Annotated in this window: 24 protein-coding genes; 6 read left to right on the forward strand and 18 right to left on the reverse strand. The window is 64.5% G+C overall.

Features of this window, described 5'->3' with window-relative positions; genetic code table 11:
- Positions 1–39: 39 nt before the first annotated feature.
- The 11 genes from BMI91_RS17175 to BMI91_RS17225 all read right to left on the reverse strand — a co-directional run bounded on the left by BMI91_RS17175 (position 40) and on the right by BMI91_RS17225 (position 9534).
- Entirely contained in the window at positions 40–2229 is a 2190-nt protein-coding gene (locus BMI91_RS17175) for a 3-hydroxyacyl-CoA dehydrogenase NAD-binding domain-containing protein (protein WP_078606025.1), read from the reverse strand.
- Positions 2222–2494 (reverse strand): hypothetical protein, encoded by a 273-nt coding sequence (locus BMI91_RS17180; RefSeq protein WP_078606026.1) that lies wholly within the window; start codon positions 2492–2494, stop codon positions 2222–2224. Before BMI91_RS17180 ends, BMI91_RS17175 begins: the two co-directional genes overlap by 8 nt.
- 1 nt (position 2495) lies before the next feature.
- Positions 2496–3707, reverse strand: a complete 1212-nt coding sequence (locus BMI91_RS17185) for an acetyl-CoA C-acetyltransferase (protein ID WP_078522322.1) — start codon at positions 3705–3707, stop codon at positions 2496–2498.
- 9 nt (positions 3708–3716) lie between these two features.
- Positions 3717–4343, reverse strand: coding sequence for a glutathione S-transferase family protein (locus tag BMI91_RS17190; RefSeq protein WP_078602270.1), 627 nt, complete (start codon positions 4341–4343; stop codon positions 3717–3719).
- 194 nt (positions 4344–4537) lie between these two features.
- Entirely contained in the window at positions 4538–5074 is a 537-nt protein-coding gene (locus BMI91_RS17195; protein ID WP_078606027.1) for a hypothetical protein, read from the reverse strand.
- A gap of 16 nt (positions 5075–5090) precedes the next feature.
- Positions 5091–5303: a hypothetical protein gene (locus tag BMI91_RS17200; protein WP_078522325.1), complete on the reverse strand. Its 213-nt coding sequence runs from the start codon at positions 5301–5303 to the stop codon at positions 5091–5093.
- Positions 5304–5418: 115 nt separating this feature from the next.
- A complete protein-coding gene (locus tag BMI91_RS17205) occupies positions 5419–5778 on the reverse strand; it encodes a DUF6404 family protein (RefSeq protein WP_078522326.1) in 360 nt (119 codons plus the stop codon).
- 167 nt (positions 5779–5945) lie between these two features.
- Positions 5946–7721, reverse strand: coding sequence for an acyl-CoA dehydrogenase C-terminal domain-containing protein (locus BMI91_RS17210; RefSeq protein WP_078550854.1), 1776 nt, complete (start codon positions 7719–7721; stop codon positions 5946–5948).
- Positions 7722–7750: 29 nt separating this feature from the next.
- A complete protein-coding gene (locus BMI91_RS17215; protein WP_078522328.1) occupies positions 7751–8146 on the reverse strand; it encodes a MerR family transcriptional regulator in 396 nt (131 codons plus the stop codon).
- A 239-nt stretch (positions 8147–8385) separates the two neighbouring features.
- Positions 8386–8754, reverse strand: a complete 369-nt coding sequence (locus BMI91_RS17220; RefSeq protein ID WP_078522329.1) for a MerR family transcriptional regulator — start codon at positions 8752–8754, stop codon at positions 8386–8388.
- An 87-nt stretch (positions 8755–8841) separates the two neighbouring features.
- Entirely contained in the window at positions 8842–9534 is a 693-nt protein-coding gene (locus BMI91_RS17225) for a metal-dependent hydrolase (protein ID WP_078606028.1), read from the reverse strand.
- A gap of 180 nt (positions 9535–9714) precedes the next feature.
- Here BMI91_RS17225 and gatC point away from each other — a divergent pair, with 180 nt between their 5' ends.
- The 4 genes from gatC to BMI91_RS17245 are packed head-to-tail and all read left to right on the forward strand — an operon-like array spanning position 9715 to position 12899.
- Positions 9715–10002 carry an Asp-tRNA(Asn)/Glu-tRNA(Gln) amidotransferase subunit GatC gene (gene gatC, locus BMI91_RS17230; protein WP_075775378.1) on the forward strand — a complete coding sequence of 96 codons (288 nt, stop codon included), beginning with the start codon at positions 9715–9717 and terminating at the stop codon, positions 10000–10002.
- A complete protein-coding gene (gene gatA, locus BMI91_RS17235; protein WP_078606029.1) occupies positions 9999–11477 on the forward strand; it encodes an Asp-tRNA(Asn)/Glu-tRNA(Gln) amidotransferase subunit GatA in 1479 nt (492 codons plus the stop codon). Before gatC ends, gatA begins: the two co-directional genes overlap by 4 nt.
- 1 nt (position 11478) lies before the next feature.
- Positions 11479–12213 (forward strand): hypothetical protein, encoded by a 735-nt coding sequence (locus BMI91_RS17240; RefSeq protein ID WP_078606030.1) that lies wholly within the window; start codon positions 11479–11481, stop codon positions 12211–12213.
- Positions 12210–12899: an N-acetylmuramoyl-L-alanine amidase gene (locus BMI91_RS17245; protein WP_244176672.1), complete on the forward strand. Its 690-nt coding sequence runs from the start codon at positions 12210–12212 to the stop codon at positions 12897–12899. The genes BMI91_RS17240 and BMI91_RS17245 overlap by 4 nt, the downstream gene beginning before the upstream one ends.
- Positions 12900–12972: 73 nt before the next feature.
- Here BMI91_RS17245 and BMI91_RS17250 read toward each other — a convergent pair whose 3' ends face one another.
- Positions 12973–14988 (reverse strand): NADPH-dependent 2,4-dienoyl-CoA reductase, encoded by a 2016-nt coding sequence (locus BMI91_RS17250; RefSeq protein ID WP_078606032.1) that lies wholly within the window; start codon positions 14986–14988, stop codon positions 12973–12975.
- Positions 14989–15213: 225 nt separating this feature from the next.
- On the opposite strand from BMI91_RS17250, the gene BMI91_RS17255 reads away from it, so the two are divergent.
- On the forward strand, positions 15214–16119 hold the full coding sequence (locus BMI91_RS17255; protein ID WP_078550848.1) for a LysR family transcriptional regulator: 906 nt from the start codon (positions 15214–15216) through the stop codon (positions 16117–16119).
- Positions 16120–16161: 42 nt separating this feature from the next.
- Here BMI91_RS17255 and BMI91_RS17260 read toward each other — a convergent pair whose 3' ends face one another.
- Genes BMI91_RS17260 through BMI91_RS17270 form a run of 3 tightly spaced genes read right to left on the reverse strand, consistent with a single transcriptional unit; the run spans position 16162 to position 18565 of the window.
- Positions 16162–17130, reverse strand: coding sequence for an OmpA family protein (locus tag BMI91_RS17260; RefSeq protein ID WP_078606033.1), 969 nt, complete (start codon positions 17128–17130; stop codon positions 16162–16164).
- Entirely contained in the window at positions 17127–17840 is a 714-nt protein-coding gene (locus tag BMI91_RS17265) for a GNAT family N-acetyltransferase (protein WP_078606034.1), read from the reverse strand. Before BMI91_RS17265 ends, BMI91_RS17260 begins: the two co-directional genes overlap by 4 nt.
- A complete protein-coding gene (locus BMI91_RS17270; protein ID WP_078606035.1) occupies positions 17837–18565 on the reverse strand; it encodes a competence/damage-inducible protein A in 729 nt (242 codons plus the stop codon). Before BMI91_RS17270 ends, BMI91_RS17265 begins: the two co-directional genes overlap by 4 nt.
- A gap of 117 nt (positions 18566–18682) precedes the next feature.
- Here BMI91_RS17270 and map point away from each other — a divergent pair, with 117 nt between their 5' ends.
- Entirely contained in the window at positions 18683–19492 is an 810-nt protein-coding gene (map, locus tag BMI91_RS17275) for a type I methionyl aminopeptidase (protein WP_078550844.1), read from the forward strand.
- Positions 19493–19632: 140 nt separating this feature from the next.
- Here map and BMI91_RS17280 read toward each other — a convergent pair whose 3' ends face one another.
- From BMI91_RS17280 to BMI91_RS17290, 3 genes are read right to left on the reverse strand one after another with little or no spacing between them, the layout of a single operon-like run.
- Positions 19633–20301 carry an HAD family hydrolase gene (locus tag BMI91_RS17280; RefSeq protein WP_078606036.1) on the reverse strand — a complete coding sequence of 223 codons (669 nt, stop codon included), beginning with the start codon at positions 20299–20301 and terminating at the stop codon, positions 19633–19635.
- A complete protein-coding gene (gene rsmD, locus BMI91_RS17285; RefSeq protein ID WP_078606037.1) occupies positions 20298–20861 on the reverse strand; it encodes a 16S rRNA (guanine(966)-N(2))-methyltransferase RsmD in 564 nt (187 codons plus the stop codon). The genes BMI91_RS17280 and rsmD overlap by 4 nt, the downstream gene beginning before the upstream one ends.
- A complete protein-coding gene (locus BMI91_RS17290) occupies positions 20858–22057 on the reverse strand; it encodes an NAD(P)/FAD-dependent oxidoreductase (RefSeq protein WP_078606038.1) in 1200 nt (399 codons plus the stop codon). Before BMI91_RS17290 ends, rsmD begins: the two co-directional genes overlap by 4 nt.
- Positions 22058–22059 lie beyond the last annotated feature (2 nt).

The following is a 22059-nucleotide window of genomic DNA, read 5'->3' on the forward strand; positions in this document are numbered from 1 at the left end:
TTTCGGTCCCGGCGTTCTGGTTTCTCTGGCGCTGTCGGATCAGGCGGCTTTCGCGGCCTGACCGTCGCCGTAGCGACCGTAGAAGGTCTCGCCCTTGGCCGCGATGTCGCGCAGCAGGGCCGGGGCCTCGAAGCGCGGGCCGTATTGCGCGGTGAGCGCCTCGCAGATCGTGACGGCCTTGCCGGCACCGAGGATGTCGAGCCAGCTGAACGGGCCACCCGACCACGGGGCGAAGCCCCAGCCGAGGATCGCGCCCACGTCACCCTCGCGGATGTCTTCCAGCACGCCCTGCTCGAAGGCACGGACCGCTTCCAGCACCTGCGCCATCAGCAGGCGATGCTGCACGTGATGCACGTCGGGCTGCTCGTCGGCGCGCGGGAACTTGGCGTCGAGGCCTTCCCAGAGGCCCTGACGCTTGCCCTTCTCGTCATAGTCGTAGAAGCCCGCGTTCGACTTGCGGCCCATCCGGCCTTCGTCGGCCATCCAGAACAGCACGTCATCGACCGCCTCATCGGGATAGGCATCGCCCATCGCCGCCTTGGTGGCCTTGGCGATCTTCACGCCGAGGTCGATCGAGGTCTCGTCCACCAGCTGCAGCGGACCAAGCGGCATACCGACCATTGTGGCCGCATGTTCCACAAGCGTCGGGTTAACGCCTTCGGCCACCATGCGAATCCCCTCGTTGATGTAAGGGATGATGCAGCGGTTGGCGTAGAAGAAGCGCGCGTCGTTGACCACGATAGGCGTCTTGCGGATCTGGCGCACGAAATCGAGCGCTTTCGCCACGGCCACCGGGCCGGTCCCGGCACCCTTGATGATCTCCACCAGCATCATCTTGTCGACGGGCGAGAAGAAGTGGATGCCGATGAACTGCTCGGGGCGCGCGCTGGCCTTGGCCAGTTCGGTGATCGGCAGGGTCGAGGTGTTGGTCGCGAAGATCGCGTCCTGCGGGATCACGGCTTCGGCCTTCTTGGTGACCTCGGCTTTGACGCCCGGATCTTCGAACACCGCTTCCACGATCAGGTCGCAGCCTTCCAGCGCGGCGTAATCCGTGGTCGCATTGATCAGGCCGAGCGTCTTCGCCTTGCCCTCTTCGGTGACCTTCTTGCGCGAGATGCCCTTGTCGAGGATGCCCTCGGAATAGGATTTCCCGCGATCGGCGGCCTCCTGGCTGTTGTCGATCAGCACGACCTCGATACCGGCCTTGGCCGAGACATAGGCGATACCTGCGCCCATCATGCCCGCGCCGAGGATGCCGACCTTCTTCACCTTCTGGTCCGACACGTCGGGACGGTTCGCGCCCTTCTCCAGCGCGCCCTTGTTGATGAAGAGCGAGCGGATCATCGAGGTCGACGACGGGTTCAGCAGCACATTGGTGAACCAGCGCGCCTCGATCTTGATCGCCTGATCGAAGGGCACGAGCGCGCCTTCATAGACCGCCGACAGAAGCGCCTTGGCCGCCGGATAGACGCCTGCGGTCTTGCCATGCACCATCGCGGAGGCACCCACGAAGGTCATGAAGCCCGCCGGGTGATAGGGCGCGCCGCCGGGCATCTTGAAGCCCTTCGCGTCCCACGGTTTCACCAGATCGGCGTCTTTGGCGTTCAGCACCCATTCCTTCGCGGCGGCCAGCGGATCCTCGACGACCTCGTCGATCAGGCCTGCGGCTTTCGCCTTCTTGGGGTCCGAGAGCTTGCCTTCCAGCAGGAAGGGCGCCGCCGCCATCGCACCGAGCTTGCGCGAGACACGGGTGGTGCCGCCGCCGCCGGGGAAGATGCCGACCATGATCTCGGGCAGGCCGATCTTGGCCTTCGGATTGTCCGCGACAAAGGTGCGGTGCGTCGACAGCGGAAGTTCCAGACCGATGCCGAGCGCGGTGCCGGGGATCGCGGTTGCGATCGGCTTGCCGCCCTTGTTGGTCTTCGGGTCCATGCCCGCGCGCTCGATCTTGCGCAGGACATGGTGCATCTGCATCACGCCGTCGAAGATCGCCTGAGCGCCGCCTTCGCGCATCTGCGCGATGACGTTGAGGTCCATGCCGCCCGCGAAATCGGGCTTGCCGGAGGTGATCACGACACCCTTCACGGCGTCATCCGCCAGCGCCTTGTCGATGAAGCTGTCGAGGAGCGCGAAGCCCTCCATGCTCATCACGTTCATCGACTTCTCGGGCACGTCCCAAGTGATGACGGCAACGCCGTCGCTGCCAAGTTCGTATTTGAAATCAGCCATTTGGGAACTCCTTGATGATTAGACGGTCGGGTGAAACGATATCCGGAGCGCCTTTTGTTTCGATATTCATCATTCGGGGATGATACCCTTCGTCGATCAGCTTTATCGCTTCGTCGAGGGTTGCGACCTGAACCGAGTTCTTCTTAAGTTTACGCTCTGTAGCCGGGACATCGCCGCGGTGGAGCTGATACTTGCCGGTGGACTTCATCGGATACAATCTGTGAAGCGCCTTTGAGCGCCTCGGCACGCCAATAACGATCTTCATTTTACACCCTTTCGATGATAGTCGCGGCGCCCATGCCGGACGCGACGCAAAGCGTGGCCAGACCGGTGTTCAGGTCGCGGCGTTCCAGCTCGTCCAGCAGCGTGCCGATGATGATCGCGCCGGTGGCGCCGAGCGGGTGGCCAAGCGCGATCGCGCCGCCATTGACGTTGACCTTGTCGGCATCGACCTGGAAGGCCTGCATGAAGCGCAGCACGACCGCGGCGAATGCCTCGTTCACTTCGAACAGGTCAATGTCGGAGATCGACATGCCCGAATCCGCGAGGATCTTCTCGGTCACCGGAACCGGGCCGGTCAGCATGATCGTCGGATCGGTGCCGATCTTCGCGGTGGCACGGATGCGCGCGCGGGGCTTGAGGCCATGCGCCTCACCGAATTCCTTGTTGCCGATCAGCACGGCGGCGGCACCGTCCACGATACCCGAGGAGTTGCCCGCGTGGTGCACGTGGTTGATGTGATCGAGATGCGGGTATTTCAGCATCGCGACCTTGTCGAAGCCCGGCATCACCTCGCCCATCTCCTTGAAGGAGGGCTTGAGGCCGCCGAGGCTTTCCATCGTGGTGCCCGCCCGCGGGAATTCGTCGTGGTCGAGGATGGTCAGACCGTTCTGGTCCTTCACCGGCACGATGGATTTCGCGAAACGGTTTTCCTTGATCGCCTCGGCTGCACGGCGCTGCGATTCCACGCCGAGCGCGTCGACGTCTTCGCGGCTAAAGCCGTATTCGGTGGCGATGATATCGGCCGAGATGCCCTGCGGGACGAAGTAGGTCTTCATCGCGAGCGACGGGTCCACGGCGATTGCCGCGCCGTCCGAGCCCATCGCGACGCGGCCCATCATTTCGACGCCGCCAGCGATATAGCCCATGCCCGCGCCGCCGCGTACCTGGTTCGCGGCGAGGTTCACCGCTTCCATGCCGGATGCGCAGAAGCGGTTGATCGACAGGCCGGGGATGCGCTCGTCGAGATCCGACAGAAGCACTGCCGAGCGTGCAAGGCAGCCGCCCTGCTCCATCACCTGGGTCGCGTTGCCCCAGATCACGTCCTCGACCGCGTGGCCTTCGAGGTTGTTGCGCTCGGCCACCGCGTTCAGCAGCCGCGCCGACAGCGCGACCGAGCTGACCTCGTGCAACGAGCCGTCCTTGCGGCCCTTGCCCCGCGGGGTGCGGGCTGCGTCATAGATATAGGCTTCCGTCATGGTTCCTCCTCACGCCCGGTCGGAAGGATTGCCGGGCATCAAATCATAGGGGTGTTTCCAACCGGGCAGGGCGGCGATGCCGTCCAGCCAGCGGTCGATATTGGGGAATTCCTTGCGGTCGAACCCGAAGGGCTCGGGGTAGTAGAGGTAGCCGCAGCAGGCGAAATCGGCCAAGCTGGGCTGGTCGCCGACGACCCAGTCGCGGCCGTCCATATGCTTCTCCAGCGTCTTGATCGCGGTGAGCACGCGGCCCTTGAGCCAGCCGATCGCCTCTTGCGGGCGCTTCTCTTCGGGCAGGAAGTTCATCAGGAAGCGCAGGCCGCCTTGCTGGCCCGAGCCCTTTTGCGCGTCCCAGAACATCCAGCGCAGCATCTCGTTGCGATCCTCGGCGAGGAATTTGCCGGTCTGCTCCGCGATGTGAAGCTGGATGACGCAGGATTGCGACAGGGTCAGATCGCCCTCTTTGAAGACGGGTGCTTCGGCCATTTCGTTCAGCGCGTGATATTCGGCGCTGCGCGCCTCGCCGTTGAAGAAATCGACATAGACAGGCTCCCAGTCGTAGCCCGCCAGTTCCATCGTCAGCGCCGCCTTGTAGGCGTTGCCAGACTCTCCGAAGCAATAAAGTTGTGCCGCCATTCGCTGCGGTCCTCCCTGATCACGGGGCCAATCTGACCCCTAAGTGACGCGAACGTAAGCCCCTCATGGGCGTTTCGCCGCAACGTCATTCCAGCACGACGTCGCGTCCAACGCGAGGGAGAGGGCGACGTTCCGTCGCGAGAGGTGAACGGACGTGAACGGAAAGCGCGGACAAAGCGAGCGGCGCGGCGCGGTTAGCGCACCGCTTCCATCGTGCCTTTGGGAAACTCGATCCCTTCGAAATCGGGATAGACCTTGCGCAGAACCGCGATCTGCGCCGGGCTGTCGATCCGCACCAGATACCACTCCTCGCCGTCTTGCAGCGCCAGCGTGGTGTTGGTCGAGCGCACCTTGCCCATATCGGGCACCTCCATCACCGTCGAGGTCGGGATCTGCGCATAGGCCCGGCCCGAAGACGTTTCTCCGGCCTTCATCGCGGCGATGTTCATCTCGAAATCGTCGATCGTCACCGAGGCCATCGCGTCGTTGATCTGCTTTCGCATGATGTCTTCGAGCTGCTCTTTCGGGACGCCCGTCTGATCCGCAATCGCCTGCATCATCTTCGGCGGCACCGTGTCGAAGAAGACCGAGTAATCCTTCTCGTCCACCGCCTTGGTGAAACCCGCGACTTCCTGCGTCACCGCGTTGCGGTCGGCGGCGTCGAACGCGAGCGCAGGCAGGGCCGAGAGGGCAAGGGACGCGACAGCGAAAGCGAGAGACAGGCGGGTCATGGATGTCCTTTCGAAATCAGGCTTTGCGCTCGCCAAGCTCGGCCTTGAACAGCCGCAGGCGGTGGTTGAGATTTTCCTCGTGGGTGACGGAGTTGAAATGCTCGAACAGGAAGGTCAGCGCCTCGTCGGGCGTGATTTCCGCCTCCTGCGCAAAGCGGTTGAGTCTGCGATAGGCGTCATTGGTCATGGCGACGGGAAAGCGACGGGTCAGGCGCAGGCGTTTGGGCATTCAGGCTCCGGGGCAATGTGGCGCAGGAAGGCGCGTCAGGTTGCGCGCAGCTTAGGAAGAAACCTGCGCGCTGGCCAGACCGCCGGTGCTTCGGCTCCGAGCCTCAAGGCCGCCCCTAGAGGTCGTCCCAATCGCTCAGCCCGAGCTTGTTCTTCCGGTGGATCTGCCACAGCGCCATCAGTGCGCCGAACGCGAGCGCCGAGATCACCAGCGTCACCAGATGCGGCGCGAAGGACATGCCCTCGGTCGCGCTCAGCAGGTGGTCCACCAGAAGCTGCGCGACCGCGAATCCGGCTGCGAAGATCAGCAGGTTCTGCTTCCAGTCGAGATAGGGAATCGGGCGCGGCTCGAAGCCCAGCCAATGCAGCACCCGCGCGCCCATTGGCGGCCGGGTCGAGCGGAACACGCCCCGCGCCCGCAGCTCTGCGAGAGCGGCGTCGTAACGGCGGTTGGTTTCTGCATTATCGAGATACATGACGGCGGGACTCGGTGGGAATCGTCTCTGGTTGGAGATTCCGAGGGTAGACCCGCGCGGCCGCAAAACAATCGTCCGGCGCTACACTTCGCCTGACATGGCGGTGATTGAAAATTGAAACGGCGGGCCGAGGCCCGCCGTTCATTTTTTCGTTGGATCCGGTCGCCTTAGAACTGGTCGTCGGCGAGCGCCATGACTGGGTCCGCGCCGGTCTCGATCCGCGCGAGGTGCATCGCGCAGGCCGGAAGCTGACGCGCCATGTAGTAGCGACCCGTGGCGATCTTGCCTTCGTAGAAGGCGGTGTCCGACGCCCCGTTGTCGAGCGCGGTGAAGGCGGCTTTCGCCATCCGCGTCCACATCAGGCCAAGGCAGACGTGACCCATCAGATGCATGAAGTCATAGCTGCCCGAGAGCGCCGCATTCGGGTTCTTCATGCCGTTTTGCATGAAGAACATGCCCGCCGTCTGAAGCTGCTTGGAGGCGTTCTTCAGCGCGTCGGTGAAGGGCTTCATCCGCTCGTCATCGTCATGCGATTTGCACTCGGCTTTGACCATCTCGAAGAAGGCCATGACGTGCTTGCCGCCGTCCTGAGCGAGCTTGCGGCCCACCAGGTCGAGCGCCTGAATGCCGTTCGCGCCCTCGTAGATCATCGCGATGCGCGCGTCGCGCACATGCTGCGACATCGGCCAGTCCTCGGTATAGCCGTGGCCACCGAAGACCTGCTGCGCGGAGACGGCGGTCTCGAAGCCTTTGTCGGTCAGGAAGCCCTTGATGACCGGGGTCATCAGCGAGATCAGACCTTCGGCCTCGGCGTCGTTGAGCGCATGGGAGCGGTCGATCAGATGCGCACCCCAGAAGGTGAAGGCGCGCGCGCCCTCGACGAAGCTCTTCTGATCCATCAGCATCCGGCGCACGTCCGGGTGCACGATGATCGGATCGGCGGCTTTCTCGGGCGCTTTCACGCCGGTCACGTCGCGACCCTGCGTGCGGTCCTTCGCGTAAGCCACGGCTTCCTGATAGGCAGCCTCGGCCACGGCATAGCCTTGCAGGCCCACGCCGAGACGCGCTTCGTTCATCATCGTGAACATCGCGCGCATCCCTTTGTGGAGATCGCCCAGCAGCCAGCCCTTCGCGCCGTCATAGTTCATGACGCAGGTCGCGTTGCCGTGGATGCCCATCTTCTCTTCGAGCTTGCCGACCGAGAGCGAGTTGCGCTCGCCCAGCGAACCATCCTCGTTGACGAGGAATTTCGGCACGATGAAGAGCGACACGCCCTTGGTGCCTTCGCCACCGCCCGGCGCTTTCGCCAGCACGAGGTGAATCACGTTATCCGACAGGTCGTGATCGCCCGCCGAAATGAAGATTTTCGTGCCGGTGATCGCGTAGGAGCCATCGTCCTGCGGCTCGGCCTTGGTGCGCATCAGACCCAGATCGGTGCCGCAATGGGGCTCCGTCAGGTTCATCGTGCCGGTCCAGTCGCAGGTGACCATCTTCGGCAGATAGGTCTGCTTCTGCTCATCCGTGCCATGCGTGTGGATCGCCGAATAGGCGCCGTGGGTCAGGCCCTGATACATGTTGAAGGCCATGTTGGCCGAGACGAACATCTCGCCCACCGCGCAGTTGAGCAGATAGGGCATGCCCTGACCGCCGAACTCGGGATCGCAATCGAGTGCGGTCCAGCCGCCCTCTTTCATCGCTTCGAACGCCTTGTCGAACCCTTTGGGCGTGCGGACCACGCCGTTTTCGAGCACGCAGCCTTCCTTGTCGCCCACCTCGTTCAGCGGGGCCAGCACCTCGGACGAGACCTTCCCGGCCGCATCCAGAACGGCCTCGGTGAAGTCGCGGTCCATTTCCTCGTAACCCGGCACATCCGAATTCGAGACTTTGAGCAGCTCATGCAGCACAAACTGCATGTCCTTGGTGTTGGCGATAAAGCTCGACATGGTTCGCTCCCTTTAGTCGTCTTCGCGGATCAGGCCGCGTCGTCGTGGCGCGCCTTCTCCAGTTCCTTCTCCGCCCACTCGATCTGACCGGCCAGTTCGTCGATCGCCTGACCCAGTTCCTCGCGTTGGCGCGTCATTTCCTCCAGACGTTGCTGTGCGAGCTTGATCGTCTCGTTCAGCTGCGTCTTCTGCTTGTCGCCCATCTCGTAGAGGTCCAGCAGCTGGCGGATATCCTCCAGCGAAAACCCGAAACGTTTGCCGCGCAGGATCAGTTTCAGCCGGGCGCGATCGCGTCGCGTAAACAGCCGCTTCTGTCCCTCGCGAATGGGAAACAGCAACTCCTTGCTTTCGTAGAACCGCAGGGTGCGCGGGGTCACCTCGAAGGCGTCGCACATCTCGCGGATCGTCATTACTGTGTCGGTCATACTCTCTGCCTCGCGTTTCCTTTGCGTAATGCGACGCGGCAAATCGTCTGCCTGCGGCCACATTACAAGACTTCTTTACGTTCGCGTCACCGTAACGTGGCGTCACGAATCCAATGACGTAATGTCAGGGAATTTTTACCGTACGGTAAAGCAAGTTTCTTTCCTCGAAACTCGCCATAATCGTCAAGCTCACAAGGCGCTCTCACGACCTCGCTGACGTTAAGGAATGCATTTCAGGGTCAAGAATCAAGTGTGTCCCGAACCTGATCACGCAATTGTCGGAGGTCGTCGATAGCCGCGTCCAATTCTTCACGCTGCTGCGTCAATACGTCAAGCTGCCGATCGGCAAGTTCGACCCAGACGCGGTTCTGCTCTTCCGTGCCTTGCTGATCGTAGATCATCAGCCACTGGCGCAGTTCCTCGAGCGAGAAGCCAAATCGGCGACCGCGCAGGATCAACGTCATCCGCGCGACCTCGCGCGGGCCGTAATAGCGTGAGCGGCCTTCCTTCTGGGGATTGAGAAGCTCGATATACTCGTAATAGCGCAGCGTGCGCGGGGTCACGTCGAACCGCTCGCACATCTCCTTGAAGGACAATAAGTCTGACATCTATTCGGCCTCCCGATCCGGGCGAGAAGCTAGCGCGCCGGGCTGCAAGCTGCAAGCAATGCCGCCCGCGACCCGGCGCGCTTCAGCTTAGAGCTCGATCGCTTTGAGTATCTCGGGTTCGATGACATCCACCCCCGGCAAGCCGTCGATGAGCGGCTGGGCCGATTGCTCCAGCGCATCGAAAGTCTTGTAGTGGCAGGGGATGACGGTCTTGAAGTTGAAATACTTCTTCGACGCCCAGGCCGCGCGCTTCATGTCCATCGTGAAATGGCCGCCCGCTGCGAGGATGCCGATATCGGGATTGTGCAGCTCGCCCATCCATTCCATGTCGGCCATGATGTCGGTGTCGCCGGTGACGTAGATCGTGTGGCCTTCGGCTTCGATCATGAAGCCCGCGGGCTGGCCTGCATAGACCGGGTCGCCGCCCTTGTAGTCGATCGAAGCCGAATGAGTCGCATTGACCATCGTGACCTTCGCGCCGCCGACATCGACCGTGCCGCCTTTGCCGAAGCCGACGGTTTCGGCCCCCTCGGCGCCAAGGATGATCGACAATTCGTGAATGCAATAGATCGGAATGCCCAGTTCCTTCGCGATCGGCACCGCATCGGAGGCGTGATCGCCGTGGCCATGGGTCAGCAGCAAATGCGTCGCGCCTTCGATCGCTTCGCTGCGCTTGTCGTCCGGAAAGACCGGCGAGCCGGTCAGGAACGGGTCGAGCAGGATCACCGCATCGCCGGTTTCGATGCGGAAGCCGGAATGGCCGAGCCAAATGACTTTCATATGGGTTTCCTCCGTTAGGCACTTCGATTGTGACAGGGTGACGTATCAGCACTGTGCAGGTTCCAAGATTAGCGCGCAAATTCGCGTGTGACAGGGCAGGGGCCCGCTGATGCGGGGCGCGGCGCTTGAAAGCCCCAGTGGCTCGGGCTAAACCGCCTTCCAAGACAAGCGGAGAAGCACATGTCCATTGATATCGACACCGCCCGCAAAGTGGCGCATCTGGCCCGGATCCGGGTGCCCGAAGACCATCTGCCCGAGCTCGCGCAGGAGCTGTCCAGCATCCTGACCTTCATGGAGCAGCTCAACGAGGTCGACGTCGAGGGCGTCGAGCCGATGACCTCCGTGACGCCGATGCGCCTCAAGCGCCGCGTCGACGAGGTGACCGATGGCGGTTATCCCGAGAAAATCCTCAAGAACGCCCCCGATGCCCGTGAGGGCTTCTTTGCCGTGCCGAAGGTGGTCGAATGAGCCTGAACAAACTGACGATTGCCGACGCGCGCGACGCGTTGAAAAAGGGCGATGTGACCGCGGTCGAACTGACCGAGTCCTGCCTGAGCGAGATCGAGGGCGCAGGCGCGCTGAACGCTTACGTGCACAAGACCCCCGAGATTGCGCTGGAGCAGGCCAAGGCCGCTGATGCCCGCATCAAGTCGGGCGACGCGCCCGCGATGTGCGGTATCCCGCTGGGCATCAAGGATCTTTTCGCGACCAAGGGCGTGGCGACGCAGGCCGCGTCGAACATCCTCGACGGGTTCAAGCCGGAATACGAATCCACCGTCACGCAGAACCTGTGGGATGCGGGCGCGGTGATGCTCGGCAAACTGTCGATGGACGAATTCGCGATGGGCTCGTCGAACGAGACCGCGTGCTACGGCCCTGCGGTTAACCCGTGGAAGATCGACGACCGGAAACTGACGCCGGGCGGCTCCTCGGGCGGTTCGGCTGCCGCTGTCGCCGCCGACCTGTGCCTTGCCGCGACCGGCACCGATACCGGCGGCTCGATCCGCCAGCCCGCCGCCTTCACCGGCATCGTCGGCATCAAGCCGACCTATGGCCGGGTCTCGCGCTGGGGCGTGGTGGCCTTTGCCTCCTCGCTCGATCAGGCGGGCCCGATGACCAAATCGGTGCGCGACGCGGCGATCATGCTGGGCACGATGTGCTCGCACGACCCGAAGGATTCGACCTCCGCCGATATTCCGGTGCCGGATTTCGAGGCGGCGCTGACCGGCGACATTCGCGGCAAGAAGATCGGTATCCCGAAGGAATACCGCATCGAGGGCATGCCCGCCGAGATCCAGAAGCTCTGGGACGACGGCATCGCGATGATGAAAGATGCGGGCGCCGAGATCGTCGATATCTCGCTTCCGCATACGAAATACGCACTGCCCGCCTATTACGTCGTGGCCCCGGCGGAAGCCTCGTCGAACCTCGCGCGCTATGATGGCGTGCGCTACGGTCACCGCGCCAAGCTCGCGGCGGGCGAAGGCATCGTCGACATGTACGAGAAGACCCGCGCCGAAGGCTTCGGCCCCGAGGTGCAGCGTCGCGTGATGATCGGCACCTATGTGCTGTCGGCAGGCTTCTACGACGCCTATTACAACCGCGCCCGCAAGGTCCGCGCGTTGATCAAGCGCGACTTCGAGCAGGTCTTCGCACAGGGCATCGACTCGATCCTGACGCCCGCCACCCCGTCGGCCGCTTTCGGGCTGGGCGAGATGGACGGCGCCGATCCGGTCGAGATGTATATGCAGGACGTGTTCACCGTGACGGTGAACCTTGCGGGTCTTCCCGGCGTTTCGGTGCCGTGCGGGCTGGACAGCAAGGGTCTTCCGCTGGGGCTGCAACTCATCGGGCGGCCCTGGGAAGAGGGCGATCTGCTGAACCACGCCCATGTCCTCGAACAGGCGGCGGGCTTCGCGGCCAAACCGGAGAAATGGTGGTAACATGAAACAGGCACTCGCGATCCTCGGCAGCGTTCTGGCCCTCTCGGGCTGTATCTCTTCGACCCCCGACAGTGGCCCCGAGGCCCGTCGCGAGGCCGAACTGCGCGGCCAGCCCATCGTGCCGCCTTCGGCGCAGAGCGTTCTGCCGACCGACAATGGCACGACGAACCCCGACGCGCCCGGCGCTCCGCTGAACGCGACCGGCACCGCGATGCCCGGCACGACCAATGCGCTCTCTGCGCCGACGATCGACGCTGGCGGCACCATTGGCGACGACCCGTCGACCTCGGCCTCCAGCTCGAATGGCGGCGACAATAGCGGCGCTGCGATCGGGGCCGATGCGATGGCCGCGCTGCAGCAGACCGACGCGTCGAACAGCACCGCCGGGTCGAGCGCCACGGCCAGCTCGCCGGGTTTCGACACCACCGCGTCGAGCAGCCTCGCCACCGCGCCCGTCGCGCAGAACACGATCAGCAATCAGGACAGCTCGGGCCCGAACCTCGCCGCCTATGCGCTGTCGGTGTCGAACCGGCCGGGTGATTCCGTCTACAAGCGGTCGGGCATCAAGCTGACCTCCGCGAGCAAGGCTTGCGCAAAATACACGTCCGCCGATCAGGCGCAGCGCGCCTTCCTTTCGGCAGGTGGCCCGCAGAAAGACCGGCTGAATCTCGATCCCGATGGCGACGGGTTCGCCTGCGGTTGGGATCCGACGCCGTTCCAGCAAGCGCGTCAGTGAGCGCCGACTGGCCCTCGCCCAATTACGGCCCGCGCCGCGATGGGGCGGTGCCGGAGCTTATCATCATCCATTACACCGCGATGCGGTCCTGCGACTCCGCACGCACGCGCCTATGCCTCCCCGAGGCGGAGGTCTCCGCGCATTGGCTGATCGGTCGCGATGGCTCGGTCGAGCAGCTCGTTCCGGAGGAGATGCGCGCCTGGCATGCGGGTTTGGGAAGCTGGCAGGGGCTGGGCGATGTGAATTCGCGCTCCATCGGGATCGAGTTGGACAATGAAGGCGACCGTCCGTTTCCCGAGCCGCTGATGGCCGCGCTGGAAGAGCTGCTGCCGCAGATCATGCGCCGCTGGGCAATCGCGCCGGAAAACGTCATCGGCCATTCGGATTTCGCACCCGAGCGCAAGATCGACCCGGGGCCGCGTTTCGATTGGCAGCGCCTCGCGCGGCAGGGCCTGGCGATCTGGCCTGAGCGTGGCACTGCTGCACCCGTGGTGGACGCCGAGAGCTTCCTCGCGCTGGCCTCGAGCCTTGGCTACCCGGAAGCGCCGCTCGCGACGATCCTGCCCGCTTTCCGCCTTCGCTTCCGCCCGCGCCATGAGGGACCGCTGGATGCGGTCGACATGGCGCTGGTCGCCGATCTGGCGATGCGCTTTGGCGCAGATGGCGGGGCGTGGCGTTCCAGCTGAAGGCGAGGAGGGGGCGCTGCCCCCGCTCCCTGCGGGAGCCCCCCGGGATATTTCTTCCAAGCCGAAGAGGTGATCAGAGCGCCGCGGCGAGCCGGGTGCCCTGATCGATGGCGCGTTTCGCGTCGAGTTCCGCCGCCACATCCGCGCCGCCGATCACATGCGGGCTACGGCCCGCCGCGATCAGCGCATCGGCCAGCGAGCGGTCCGAGAGTTGGCCTGCGCAGAGCACGACCGTATCGGCCTCGATCAGCGTCGGGTTTTCGCGCGCCTCTCCGAACGTGACGTGCAGCCCCTCGGCGGTGATCTTCTCGTAGTTCACGCCGCCGATCATCTTCACGTCCTTCATATGCAGCGCCGCGCGGTGAACCCAGCCCGTGGTCTTGCCAAGGCGGCGACCAAGTTTCTCCTTCTTGCGCTGCAACAGCGTGACCTCGCGGGCAGGGGCCTCGGGCTCGGGCTTGGTCAGCCCTCCCGGTGTCCGCGCCGGATCGCCGACGCCCCATTCGCGCTTCCATTCTTCCAGATCGAGGGTCGGGCTTTCGGTCACCGTCAGGAATTCGGCCACGTCGAAACCGATGCCGCCCGCGCCGATCACTGCGACGCGCTTACCGGCGGTGACGCGGCCCTTGAGGATGTCGATATAGCTCACGACCTGCCCGCCCTCGGTCGGGATTTCCGGGTCGCGCGGCTGCACGCCGGTCGCGATGATGATCTCGTCGAAGGGCGCGAGCAATTCGGGCGTGGCGTCGGTCTCCAGCTTCACCGTCACGCCGGTCTTCTCGATCATGGTCTTGAACCAGTCGGTGAGCCCGTGGAATTCCTCCTTGCCGGGGATCGCACGCGCCATGGTCAGCTGCCCGCCGAGTTCGGAGGCCCGATCGAACAGGGTCACCGCATGGCCGCGCTCGGCCGCGGTGATCGCCGCCGAGAGGCCCGCCGGGCCCGCACCGACGACGGCGATGGATTTCGGCGCCTCGGTCTTGGTGATGACGATCTCGGTCTCATGGGCGGCGCGCGGATTCACGAGGCAGCTCGAGACCTTGCCCTGGAAGGTGTGGTCCAGACAGGCCTGGTTGCAGGCGATGCAGGGCGCGATCTCGGCGGCGCGGCCTTCTCTCGCCTTCACCACGAAATCGGGATCGGCGAGGAAGGGACGTGCCATCGAGACCATGTCGGCGCAGCCGTCGCCCAGCACCTCTTCGGCGACTTCAGGCGTGTTGATGCGATTGGACGTGATGACCGGGATCGAGACCTCAGGTTTGAGCCGCCCGGTGAGCCAGGTGAAGGCCGCGCGCGGCACCGACGTCACGATGGTCGGCACCCGCGCCTCGTGCCAGCCGATGCCGGTGTTGAGCATCGTGGCGCCTGCCGCCTCGACGGCCTTGGCGAGCGTGACGACCTCTTCCCAGGTCGAGCCGTCGGGGATCAGGTCGATCAGCGAGATACGGAAGATCACGATGAAATCGGGGCCGACCGCTTCGCGCACGCGCTTGACCACTTCGACGGGCAGGCGCATCCGGTTCTCGAACGAGCCGCCCCAACCGTCTTCGCGCTTATTGGTGTGGCGCACGAGGAACTGGTTGAGGAAATAGCCCTCGGAGCCCATCACCTCGACTCCGTCATAGCCCGCCTCGCGGGCGCGCGCGGCGGCGGTGGCGATGTCGGCGATCTGCTTCTCGATCCCGGCTTCGTCGAGCTCTTTCGGCGGGAAGGGGGAGATCGGGGATTTGATGGCCGAAGGGGCCACGCAATCGGGACCATAGGCGTAGCGCCCGGCGTGCAGGATTTGCATCGCGATCCTGCCGCCCGCCGCGTGGACGCGGTCGGTGATGATCTTGTGATGCGCGATATCTTCGGGGGTGAACAGACCTGCCGCGCCGGGGAAGACGCCGCCTTCATTGTTGGGGGCCATGCCGCCCGTCACCATCAGCGCGACACCGCCGCGCGCGCGCTCGGCATAGAACTCGGCCACCGCATTCCAGTCGCCGCGCTCTTCTAGATTGGTGTGCATCGAGCCCATCAGCACGCGGTTCGGCAGCGTCACATGGCCCAGATCGAGCGGCGTGAAGATATGCGGATATTGGCTCATGTAACCCTCCCTGATTTGGCCCGCACTCTGCGGCGCGAGGCGAAGCTTGTCACGTCAAACGCGGCGTCAGAGCGAGAGCGCCACCGTTTCGCAGGGATCACCAACCTGCGGGATTCTCTCCGATTGTTACCCTCGTATTGTCGCCGCGAAGTCTAAATTGCGCCCGATTTCGTGCCGATAAGCGGGAAATAAGAAACAGAAATTACAAGCCGAAGGGTGTTTGGGATGGATCGCCTGACTGAAATGGAAGCCTTTGCCACCGTTGTGGACCAAGGGGGCTTCACCGATGCGGCCAAGAAGATGGGCATCTCCAAATCGGCTGTGTCGAAACACGTCTCGGCGTTGGAGGCGCGCCTCGGCGCACGCCTTCTGAATCGCACCACCCGTCGCGTTTCGCCGACGGAAATCGGGCTGGCCTATTACGACCGCGCGCGTCGTGTTCTCAACGATGCGGGCGAGGCCGATGCGCTGGTCACGTCGATGCAGACGGCGCCCTCGGGGCTGCTGCGCATCTCGGTCGCCACCGATTTCGGTGTGAATCTTCTCTCGCCCGTTCTGGGCGAATTTCTGCAGGAATTTCCCGAAATCACCGTAAATATGGTGCTGAACAACCGCTACGTCGAACTCATCTCCGAAGGGTTCGACATGGCGATCCGCGTCGGCGAGCTGGAGGATTCGAGCCTGCGCGCGCGCAAGCTGACCGAGACCTCGCGCCGGATGATCGCCTCGCCGGATTACTTCAAGAAATTCGGCCGTCCTGAGCGGATCGACGATCTCAACGACCACAAGCTGCTGCATTATTCCAACCAGTCGGCGGGCAATGTCTGGAAGCTGACCGCGCCTTCGGGCGAGCGGCGTCAGGTCCGCTCGGCGGGCTGGCTGACGGTCAATGACGGCCAGTCGCTGCTGCATGCCGCAACGGCCGGTCTGGGGATCGCTTACCTGCCCTCGTTCCTTTACGCCGATGCGATGCGCGAAGGCCTCGTGGAAGAGGCGATGCCCGATCTGCCGATGGAGACGCTGGGCATCTATGCGATCTATCCGCCGGGCCGTTTCACCCAGCCGAAAGTGCGCGCCTTCATAGATTTCCTCGCCAAGACCTTCGCCGAGAAGGGCCCCGACAACTGGTGAGACCGAACTCCCTCCCGCGACGGGCCATTCCGCCGGCTGGCGCTAACTCCGGGTCGAGGTGAGAACCGCTTCGACCCGTCTGTTTTTCTCGCGGCCCTCTTTGGTCAGATTGCTTGCGCGCGGGGCAAGGAAACCCGCCCCCTCGGCGCTGACCTGCGACGCCGCCACCCCGTAATCGCCGATCAGCTTCTGCCGAGCCGATTGCGCGCGTTTCTTCGACAGCGCGATATTGGCGGCGAGCGAGCCCACCGCATCGGTATGGCCCACCAGCATCACCTGAAAATCGGGATTGGCCTTGAGGAACTCGGCTAGTGCCTGCAGCGAGGCGAAATCGCCCGAGCCAAGCGCAGAGGCGCCGGAGGGGAAGTCGAGATCGTCGAGCGCGACCGAGCCCTGCGCCTCAAGCGTTTGCGCAAGCGCGGAGGGGGCGACGGCGGGCGCATCGGCGCGCGGCAGAATCGGTGCGGTTTGCGGCGGGGCGAGCGGATCGTCGGGCTGGGCGGGGGTGACGTCCTGCACCCGCATCTCGGTCACCTGAATGAAGCCCGACTCGGACGAGCGCGACACGGTAATTCCGAAGTAATCCGACCCTTTGCGCGCCGCGATATAGCGGAAGTCGCCCAGATCGACATGCATCGCGGGCTCTGACAGCAGGTCGAGCGCGTAGCGAAAATCAAAGCCGCCGCAGGCCTGCGTGTCGCATTCATAGAGGATGTCGTAGCCCGCCTGTTCGAGCTGATCGCGCAGGGGCGCGAGGATTTGCAGCGTCGTGTTCTGATTGGCGCGCAGCTGATAGGCGGTGTCGGAGCGCGCGCCCTCAAGATCGCGGGTCTCGAGCTGACCGTCCTGCCATGGCCCGACCGCCAACTGGTAGCTGGTGGCGGGGCTCGTTTCCTGCGCGGATTGCGTGGCGCCTGCGGGCAGTGTCAGGTCCGCTGATGCGGCCAGCGCCGCGTGGGACAGGGGGGCGGCCAGCAGACCGGCGAGAAGAAGGATCGCCCGGCGGGTCATGCCACCTCCGGCGCGCGGCGATAGTGATATTGCGCGCGCACTTCCATACCGAAGCTTTCCGCGAGCGTGTTCGAGGCGTCATTGGCGAGCGTCGTGATCATCTCGAACCGCTCCGCCCCGGCCTCGGCGGCCCAGCGAGCGCCCTCATGGATCATCTCGCGCGCGAGGCTCATCCGGCGGTATTTTGGGGCGACGGCGAGCGCATGGAGCATCGCCGCCCCTTCGTAGAGGCCGATATAGGCAACGCCTGCGGCCCGGTCTTCCTTGCGGCCGAGAACGCAGGTTTTCGGCACCTCGGCGCGATCCATGATCGCTTGGCGCTCGGGGCCGACATCGAGCTCGGTCCACAGGTCGCGGGCGATCTGAAGCGGCGGCCAATGGGCGAAAGCGGTCACGGGCGGCACCTCGCCCTGCATCGCGGCGATCGGAGCCGACCAGATCCGCACCGGGTCATAGGATTCGTAACCGCGCGCCTCCAGGACCGCATCCAGGGCCTCGTCGCCCGCGCGTATCATGAAGCGCGGGCGCTGGCCCAAGGCGCGATGCGCGGCTTCGGCGGCCGGAATGTCGGCCTGCTCGAGCGGCACTTCCAGCGTCGCGCAGCTGACGCGCGAGCCGCCGCCTTGTCCGTCACGGATCAGAAATCCGCCCGCACGGCGATATTCGGCTGCGGGCCAGGTCGCGTCGATGATCGCATAGGCGTCGATCATGTGCCCTCCGGGAAGGCGGTCTTCAGCTCGGCGAAGCCCGCGTCGACCTGAACGGGATCGGTGCCGCGCAGCACGAGATTGGTGCCGTAACGGCCCTCCTGCACGAAGGGGTAGGACCCGATCGAGAGGTCGGGATAGCGGCCCGCCAGCGCGCGCAGATCGTCGGCCACCGAGGATTCCGCGCGCAGCACCTGCAGGCTGCGCGAGAGCATCGGCGCGCCGCCGGTGAGTTTCGGCAGAAGCCCCTCGACCATCGCCTGAAAGATGTTCGGCACCCCCGCCATCACGTGGACATTGCCCAGCGAGAAGCCCGGCGCGGCAGAGACCGGGTTCTCGATCAACACCGCCCCGTCGGGGATCCGCGCCATGCGCAGCCGCGCGGCGGTGAACTCGGTGTCGCGGGCTGCGTAATGCGCGGCGAGGATCGCCTTGGCATCCTCGCGCACGTCGAGCTTGGCCCCCATCGCCTCGGCCACCGCATCGGCGGTGATGTCGTCATGGGTCGGGCCGATTCCGCCGCTCGTAAAAAGGTGATCATGGGCTGCCGAGAGCTCCCGCACCGCGGCTACGATCACCTCGTTATCGTCCGGCACCACGCGGATTTCGCGGCAGGTGATTCCGCGTTCGACCAGCTGTCCGGCCAGATAATGCGCGTTTCCCTCGCGGGTGCGCCCCGAGAGGATTTCATCGCCGATGATCAGGATCGCTGCGGTGGGATTTGGCATCTGTGAGGCTCCTTTCGACTTGGTATAGGGCGCGGAACGGGGCGCGAAAAGCCCGGGCACTGGCCAAGCCCCGCTTTTGTGACTATCTAAAGGCCGAAACCCTTAAGGAGCAGACCGTTGGACGATACTCAGGGCCGCACCACGAAGGACGGAATCCGGATCTACGATCAGAGCGATTTTGCGGGAATGCGCGCCTCCTCGCAGGTGACGGCGCAAATTCTCGACGAGGTCGCCGATCTGGTGGAGCCGGGGGTCACGACCGCAGCACTTGACGCCTTCATCGAACGCCGCGTGGGCGAGCTGGGCGCTACCTCGGCGACCATCGGGTATCGCGGCTATCAGCATGCGAGCTGCATCTCGGTGAACCATGTCGTCTGCCACGGCATCCCGGGCGACAAGAAGCTGAAGGACGGCGATATCATCAATATCGACGTGACCGTGATCCTCGACGGCTGGTTCGGGGACAGCTCGCGCATGTATGTCGCGGGCAATCTGAGCCGCAAGGCCGAGCGTTTGATTCAGGTCACCCATGACTCGCTCATGGTCGGCATCGAGCAGGTGAAGCCCGGCAACACCTTTGGCGATATCGGCCACGCGATCCAGAAATTCGTCGAAAGCAACCGCATGTCGGTCGTGCGCGATTTCTGCGGTCACGGCGTGGGCAAGGTCTTCCACGCGCCGCCGAACGTGCTGCATTACGGGCGCGCAGGATCCGGCGCGATGCTGGAAGAGGGCATGATCTTCACGATCGAGCCGATGGTGAATCTGGGCCGCCCCGAGACCAAGGTTCTGGCCGATGATTGGACCGCCGTGACGCGGGACAAATCGCTGTCGGCGCAGTTCGAGCATTCGGTAGGTGTGACCGCCGATGGCTGCGAGATCTTCACCACCTCGCCGGCGGGACGCTTCCACCCGACTTGGCGCTAAGGTTCAGGCGTTAGTGGGGGCGCTGCCCCCCGCTGGCTGCGCCGGCCCTGCGCTTGCGCTTCGGGCGTTCGCCGGGGCGTCCTTCCACTGGAAGGCCGCTGGCCCCGGCTCACCCCGGGATATTTCCGCCAAGCCGAAGATCAGGGATCGAGGCCGATGAGCCGCGGCACCTGGGCCATGTCGGTGAACAATTCCGCCCCTTCCGCGGCGAGCTTCGGATTGTCGCCTTTCGGCGAATAGCCGAGGCAGCGCATGCCTGCGTTTTTCGCCGCGCGCGCGCCGGTGGCGCTATCCTCGATCACCACGCAAGCCTTCGGGTCAGCGCCCAGATGGCGCGCGGCATGGATGTAGAGATCGGGCTTCGGCTTGGGCATGTTCATGTCCTGCCCCGAGAACAGAAGTCCTTCCAGTCGCGTGCGGATATCCGGGTGCTGCCCGAGCGTCGCCTCCATCTTCGCCTGCCGTCCGTTCGAGCCGACTGCGAAGGGAATTCCCTCCGCATCGAGCCGCGCGAGAAGGCGCGGGATGCCCGGCATCAGTTCGGTCCCCTCGCGCAGCCGGGCGTAGAGCGCCTTGTAATAGCTGTCGACCCAGCCCTCGGGCAGATCGGCCCCGTGCTCGCGGCCCCATTGATAGACATTCTCGATGGTGGAGCCGATGAAGGCGTCTTCCAGTTCGGAGATCGTCTTGTGCAAGTCGTAGCGGGCGAATTCTTCCTGAATCAGGTCGAAGGTCGCGGGCTCGCTGTCGACGAGCACCCCGTCGCAATCGAACAGGACGGCATGGGGGATCTTCGGGTGGTTTGTCATTCAGGCATCCGGGCAAGGGTTACGAGCGTGTCGCCATAGCGGCGTTGGTCGAGCTGTTCGAGGGCGGCGGGCAGGATCGGCGGGGTGTTCTCTTCCCAAACGATCATCGCGCCCGGAGCGATCCATCCATTCTCGAGACAGGAGGCGAGGGCACGTTCGCCCAGCCCCATTCCGTAGGGCGGATCGAGGAAGATCAGATCGTAGCCTGGGCCGCGATTGGGGCCCATATTGGTTGCATCGCGCCGCCAGACATCGGTGACGCCCATCGCGCGCATCGCCTCGATATTGCGGCGCAGAAGCGCGCGGGCGGCGGTGCCGTCATCGACGAAGGCCACGCGGGCCGCGCCACGCGACAGCGCCTCCAGCCCCAGCGCGCCGGTGCCTGCGAAGAGATCGAGCACCCGCGCCTCGGGCACCGGATTGCCATGCCCGCCATTCCTCAGCAGGTTGAAGATCGACTCGCGCACGCGGTCGGTCGTGGGGCGCAGATGCGCATCCATGTCGCCCGCACCCACATCCGCCAGTTTCAGCCCACGCTTCGCGCCTCCGATAATTCTCATTTCATCAGGGCTTTCAGCTCTGCCGTGGTCTCGACTGCTTCGGGCGTCACGGGTTTGCCCGCTTCGATCAGGCGCTTGCCGACCATATAGGCGCGCGCATCGTTGATCGCGTCCACCGCGATCAGGCGGCCTGCGCGGAAATACCAGAAGCTGCTGCCTTCGTCGTGGCGGCTGACGACCTGATCATAGCCCGCATTGAGCCCGGCGATCTGCAATTTCGCGTCGAACTGATCCGACCAGAACCACGGTTTGGGCGTATAGGCGCGGTCGGCGCCCAGCATGTTCGCGGCGACCAGCTCGCCCATGTCGATTGCGTTGCCGACGGATTCGAGGCGGATACGCCCCTCGGTCCCGGGGAAGGAAGCGCAATCGCCCGCCGCCCAGATATGGGGCGCGGAGGTGCGGCCCTGTGCGTCGGCGGCGATGCCGTTTTCGCAATGGATACCGGCTTCGCGGGCGATCTCCTCGTCGGGGGTGATGCCGATGCCGACGATCACGAAATCGGCCGGCAATTCGCGCCCGTCCTCGAGGATCGCGCCGGTGACGGTCTCCTCGCCGGTCAGTCGCGTCAGACCGACCCCTTCGAGGATTTCGACGCCACGCTCGCGATGCAATGCGCGGATCGCGTCTGCGGTTTCCTTGCAGGCAACGCGACCGAGGATGCGCGGGGCGGCCTCGACCAGCGTGACCTCGAGGCCGAGCTTGCGCGCGACCGCCGCGGCCTCCAGCCCGATATAGCCGCCGCCGACCACCAAGAGCCGTTTGCCTTCGGTGAAATGAGGCTGCATCCGGTCGACATCCGCGAGGTTGCGCACGGTGAAGACATTGCCCAGATCGCCGCCGATCGCCGCGGGCAGGCGACGTGGCGTGGCCCCGGTGCAGAGCGCGAGTTCGGCATAATCCAGCGTCTCGCCATCCGACAGGGTGACCGTCTGCACCTCGGTGTCGATCGCGGTGACGGAGGTGCCGAGCCGCAGCGTGATGTCGTTCTCCTGCCACCAGTCCGGCGCGCGCAGCGTGAGCCGCTCCAGCTCCATATCGCCCAGCAGATAGGCTTTCGACAGGGGTGGGCGCTGGTAGGGCTGAATGGGCTCCGAGCCGATCACGGTGATCGCACCGTCATATTTCAGCGCCCGCAGTTTCGCGGCCATAGAGGCTGCGGCCTGTCCCGCGCCGACGATCACTATTCCGCTCATAA

Origin of the sequence: Thioclava sediminum (assembly GCF_002020355.1) — a bacterium.
Classification (GTDB): Bacteria; Pseudomonadota; Alphaproteobacteria; order Rhodobacterales; family Rhodobacteraceae; genus Thioclava; species Thioclava sediminum.